Origin of the sequence: Streptomyces sp. NPDC058308 (assembly GCF_042880275.1) — a bacterium.
Classification (GTDB): domain Bacteria; phylum Actinomycetota; class Actinomycetes; order Streptomycetales; family Streptomycetaceae; genus Streptomyces.
Window position 1 is genome coordinate 1 of record NZ_JBHVZA010000061.1, and the last position, 4,780, is coordinate 4,780.

2 protein-coding genes and 2 pseudogenes are annotated in these 4,780 nt (G+C 71.0%); all 4 read left to right on the top strand.

Features of this window, described 5'->3' with window-relative positions:
• Nucleotides 1–283: 283 nt before the first annotated feature.
• Nucleotides 284–337 (top strand): annotated as a pseudogene (locus ACFVYL_RS37600) (hypothetical protein); the annotation flags it as partial.
• A gap of 471 nt (nucleotides 338–808) precedes the next feature.
• Nucleotides 809–1,393, top strand: a pseudogene (locus tag ACFVYL_RS37605) (AfsR/SARP family transcriptional regulator); the annotation flags it as partial.
• A gap of 620 nt (nucleotides 1,394–2,013) precedes the next feature.
• Nucleotides 2,014–2,835, top strand: a complete 822-nt coding sequence (locus ACFVYL_RS37610; RefSeq protein ID WP_389724750.1) for a BTAD domain-containing putative transcriptional regulator — start codon at nucleotides 2,014–2,016, stop codon at nucleotides 2,833–2,835.
• A 407-nt stretch (nucleotides 2,836–3,242) separates the two neighbouring features.
• Complete coding sequence (locus tag ACFVYL_RS37615) at nucleotides 3,243–4,196, top strand: SRPBCC family protein (RefSeq protein WP_389724753.1); 954 nt, start codon at nucleotides 3,243–3,245, stop codon at nucleotides 4,194–4,196.
• Nucleotides 4,197–4,780: the final 584 nt, after the last annotated feature.

Consider the following 4,780-nt stretch of genomic DNA (forward strand, 5'->3'; position numbering starts at 1 on the left):
TGTCTGGAGGGGTGGGGGGTGGGGTGGCGGAGGGGGGGTGGGGGGCGGCTAGAAACCAGCTACGCGGTTTTCTATTGACAGGGCGGGGGGAATCTAATTGAATCTGGATGCGGTACGGGGGGTGGTTTTTTCCCCTGTGGACGGCATCAACCACCTTCAGGGGGACGCTGTGGACATCGAGGTACTCGGTGCGCTGGCGGTGCGGGTCAATGGTCGTTCCATCACGCCGACGGCTCCCAAGCCCCGGCAGGTGCTGGCGTTGTTGGCGTTGCATGCGGGGCGGATGGTGCCGGTGTCGGTGTTGGCGGAGGAGTTGTGGGGTGGTGCGCCGCCGCGTAGTGCGCGGACCACGTTGCAGACGTATGTGCTGCAGTTGCGTGAGCTGATTGCCGCTGCCCTGGACCACGACGACACCCCCGCCACCACCCCCACCTCCGACACCGCCACCACCGGCGCCTGCGGTGCCACCTCCTCCGCCACCACCTCTGGTGCCACCTCCTCCGGTGCCTCCGTCGCCTCTGGCGACATCTCCTCCTGTGGCGCCGACACCTCCTCCGCCGCCGTCGCCTCTGGTGCTGCCTCCGCTTCCGCCGCATTCGTCTCCGGCTCCTCCTCCGTCTCCTCCGGCGTTGCCGCCCGTACCGCCGCCTCCGGTGTTTCCGTCTCGGGCGTCTCTGCCGGTGCCCGCACCGCCTCCTCTTCCTCTTCCTCTTCCTCTTCCTCTTCCGTTGCTGCTGTCTCCGGTGCTGCTTCCGGTGCTGGTGGTGGGGGTGTCGCTGCCGCTGGTGGGGGTGTCGCCGTCGCTGGTGGGGGTGGGCGGTTGCGGGCTAAGGATGTGCTGGTGACGATGCCGGGTGGGTATCTGCTGGTGGGGGGTGGGGGGTTTAGTGATGTGCGGGTTTTTGAGCGGTTGGCGGGGGCTGGGTATCGGGCGATGGAGGGCGGGGATTGGGCGGGGGCGGCGCGGGAGTTGGGGGAGGCGTTGGCGTTGTGGTCGGGTACGGCGTTTGCTGATGTGCAGGCCGGGCCGCGGTTGCGGATGGAGATCAAGCGGTTGGATGAGAGCCGGTTGTGTGCGTTGGACCGGCGGATTGAGGCGGATCTGCGGTTGGGGCGGCATCGGGAGTTGCTGTCGGAGTTGACGGTGTTGGTGAATGGTTATCGCACGCATGAGAGTCTGCATGCGCAGTTCATGCTGGCGTTGCACCGTTCGGGGCGGCGGGGGGAGGCGCTGGCGGCTTATCAGCGGCTGCGGGCCACGTTGGTGCGGGATCTGGGTCTGGAGCCCTCGGCCCGGTTGCGGCGTCTGCAGCGGTCCATTTTGAGTGCGGGGCATGAGGTGGCGGTGCCGGTGGCGGGGGCCGGCGGGGGGCATCTGGCGGCGACCGGCTAGTCCTCTTTGGGGCCGGTGCCCGGGCCTTTGCTGTTTTCGTGGGTGGTGGGTGGGGTGGTTTCGTCGGTGCGGGGGTGCGGCCGCCGGTCTCCTCCCCGGCCCCGGCCGCACCCCCCGGCCGGGGAGGGTGTGCCCCGGCCGCCGCCCGCCGGGGGTGTCGCCTACCGGTCTGTCCGGCCCCGCCTGGCGGGCCGCTTGCGGGCTGCTTGGGGGTGGGGGTGGACAACGTTTTCCTGTTCGTTGGGTGGGTTTCACCTCGGCTCACGTGTAGCTGGTCTGGGGCGTCTAACGTGCGGGCGGGGCGCGCCGCCTGACACCCCCTCACCCCTCACCCCTCACCTCTCGCCCTTGCTTCTCGTCCCTTCGCCCCTTCACCTCTGGCCCCTTCACCTCTGGCCCCTTCACCTCTGGCCCCTTCACTTCTCGCCCCTTTACTTCTGGCCCCTTTACTTTTCGCCTCTTGTCTTTGTGCCTCTGTTCTCTTCGTGGGGCCGGTTTTCTGGCTCGTGTGGGGGGTGGGGGTGGGGATATGGAAAGGAGTGCGTTTTACGCACCGAGTGCAGAGGCCCGCGGCGGGCTGCAGTGACGATGAGGAACTCGACGACGTACGGAGGAAGCCCATGAAGATTCAGGTTCTGGGTCCGTTGAGCGCCGAGGTCAACGGGGGATCGATTGTTCCGACGGCCAGTAAGCCGCGGCAGATTCTGTCCCTTTTTGCCCTCTACCCCGGACGGGTGATGCCCGTTCCCACGCTCATGGAGGAGTTGTGGGGCACGGAGCCCCCGCAGAGTGCGCTGACGACTTTGCAGACCTACATTCTGCAGTTGCGCCGGCATCTGGGGACGGCGCTGGGGCCTGATGCTCCTGGCAGTGCCAAGGAGGTGCTGGCCACCCGGCATGGCGGGTATCTGATGCAGATACCGGGTCAGAGTGTGGATGTGCATCAGTATGAGCATCTGGCGGCCGAGGGGCGGGTGGCTTTTGAGGGCGGGGATGATGCCACTGCGGCGGACCGTTTCCGCCGGGCGCTGGGTCTGTGGCGCGGGCCCGCGCTGGTCGATGTGCGGGTGGGGCCGATCCTGGAGATTGAGGTCATGCGTCTGGAGGAGTCCCGTCTGGGGACGGTGGAGCGGCGTATCGATGCCGATCTGCGGCTGGGCCGGCATTCCGAGCTCATCGCTGAGCTGACGGAGCTGACCGCTCGTTATCCCCAGCATGAGGGGCTGCATTCGCAGGCCATGGTGGCGCTGTACCGCTCGGGGCGCCAGGCGTCGGCTCTGGAGATCTACCGCAAGCTGCGCATCCGTATGATCGAGGGCCTGGGTGTGGAGCCCTCTCCGCAGGTCCAGCGCCTGCATCAGGCCATGCTGGCCGTGGATCCTCAGCTGGATGTGGTGGCCGGGCCGCGGCGCGGCTCGACGTTCGACCTCTACGCCGCCTGAGGCCGTGAGCAGCGGGCCGCCGCGCCGCTCCGGCGGCCCGGCGGCCCGGCGGCCCGGTGGCACGCGCCCGCGCCCGTGCCTGCCGCGGTCTGCGTCCGCCGCGGTCTGCGCCCGCCGCCGCCTGCGTCTGCCGTGGTCTGCGAGTGCCGCGGTCCGTGTCTGCCGTCGCCCGTGCCCGTGTCTGCTGTGGTCTGCGGGTGCCGTCGCTCGTGTCTGCCGTCGGCTGTGTCTGTGTCTGTTGTGGTCTGTGTGGGTTGGGGGTGGGGTGGGCTCGAGTGGTGTGCGGGCGTGCGTCGAGCGGGGCGGGGGACACTGCCCGCAAAAAGAGACTGCCACCATGCCCCCTGGCCGGGGACCTGAGGGCCCCGGTGCGCTCTGTGCGGGCGGGGCGCGGAAGAGGAGGCCCGGTGTCCGGGCAGCGCATCCATCATCTGGCCCACACCGTCGAGGTGGCCGCGTCCGCCGGTGTCGTCTACGCGCTGATCGCCGATCCCGAACGCTGGCCGCTGTATCTGCCGGGCAATGTCTATGCCCAGCGGCTGGACTTCGACGGGGTCCATGAACGGCTGCGGGTGTGGGCGCTGGCGGGGGATGAGGTCGTCTCCTGGACGTCGCAGCGCCTGCAGGACATCACGCGCCGCTGTATCTCTTTTCGCCAGGACCTGCTGAGGGAACCGGCCACGTCCATGGCCGGGCGCTGGCAGGTCACCGCTCTGGCGGCGGGCCGCTGCCGGCTGAGTGTGGAGCATGAGTTCACCACCGCCGGCTTTCGGGAGGGTGCCCGGCTCGAGGAGCTGACCGCGGCCGGCAGCCGTTCGGCGCTGGCCGGTCTGCGGTTTTTGGCCGAACGCTGGCACCGCCTGGATCAGCTGGCTCTCTCCTTCGCCGAGACCATCCGTGTCAAAGGCCCTGCCGAACTCGTCTACCAGGTTCTGTATGAGGCGGCCGACTGGCCCGGGCGCCTGGCGCACGTCCGCGGTGTCGCGCTGCGCGAGCCCTGCGCCGGTATCCAGCAGGTCACCCTGGAGGTGGCCGGCGCCGACGGGGCCGGGCGCCACCGCGAGTCGGGCCTGCGGATCTGTTTTCCGCACGCCGGGCGCATCGTGCACAAGGCGACCGTCCCGCGCCCGCTGCTGAGTGCGCACTGCGGTGAATGGTCGGTCCTGCCCGACGAATACGGGGTCACCGTCGTCGCCCAGCACCACGTCATTCTGTGCGAGGACACCATCGAGGAGGTCCTGGGCGCCGGTGCCACCCTGGCCGACGCCCGGTGCCGCATCCGCGCCCAGCTCGGCCACGAGAGCCGCCAGATGCTGCAACTGGCCCGCCGCCACGCCGAATCGGCCATCCACGTCCTCTGACCCTCCCCGGCACCGCCCGGGCCCTCGCCGGCCAGACACCCGCCCATCCGCCCGGCCCGCCCGCCCATCCATCCGCCCCCGTCCGGCCCGCCCGCCCATCCATCCGGCCCCGCCCAGCCCGCCCGCCCATCCATCCGGCCCGGCCCGGCCGGGCCGCACAGCCCCGGCACTCCCCGTCATACCCCGGCGCTCCTTGCCGCTGTCCGCTCCCGCCCGCCACCGGACCTCGCACCCCCCCCCGGCCGCCCGCCTCCACGCCCCGGCCCGCCCGGGGAGGGCCGGGGTCCCGGGTGTCAACGCGGGTCCGTGCGGCGGTGGTTGGGTCCCGGCCGGAGCCCGGCCTTTGCTCCTGGCGCGATCGGCCGGACGGCCGCGCGTGCGCGCCGCCGGGCAGCCAGGGGCTCCTGGCCGGTGCGGCAGCGGACGCAGGCGTTCGGCACCCCCGGCGTCCCCGGCGCTGCCGGCGGGTCAACTGTGCGGTGGCGGCCTGCTGTTCGACGGCGCCGGCCGCCGGGCGGCCGTTGCCGGCGAGGACGCTGAGTGCAGGGGCGGCGCCCCGCTCCCCGGCGCCCCGCCCCCCCCCC

Bases quoted from the DNA above. Each gene is read 5' to 3' on its own strand.
- ACFVYL_RS37610 (WP_389724750.1), top strand. From the start codon at position 2,014: ATGAAGATTCAGGTTCTGGGTCCGTTGAGCGCCGAGGTCAACGGGGGA.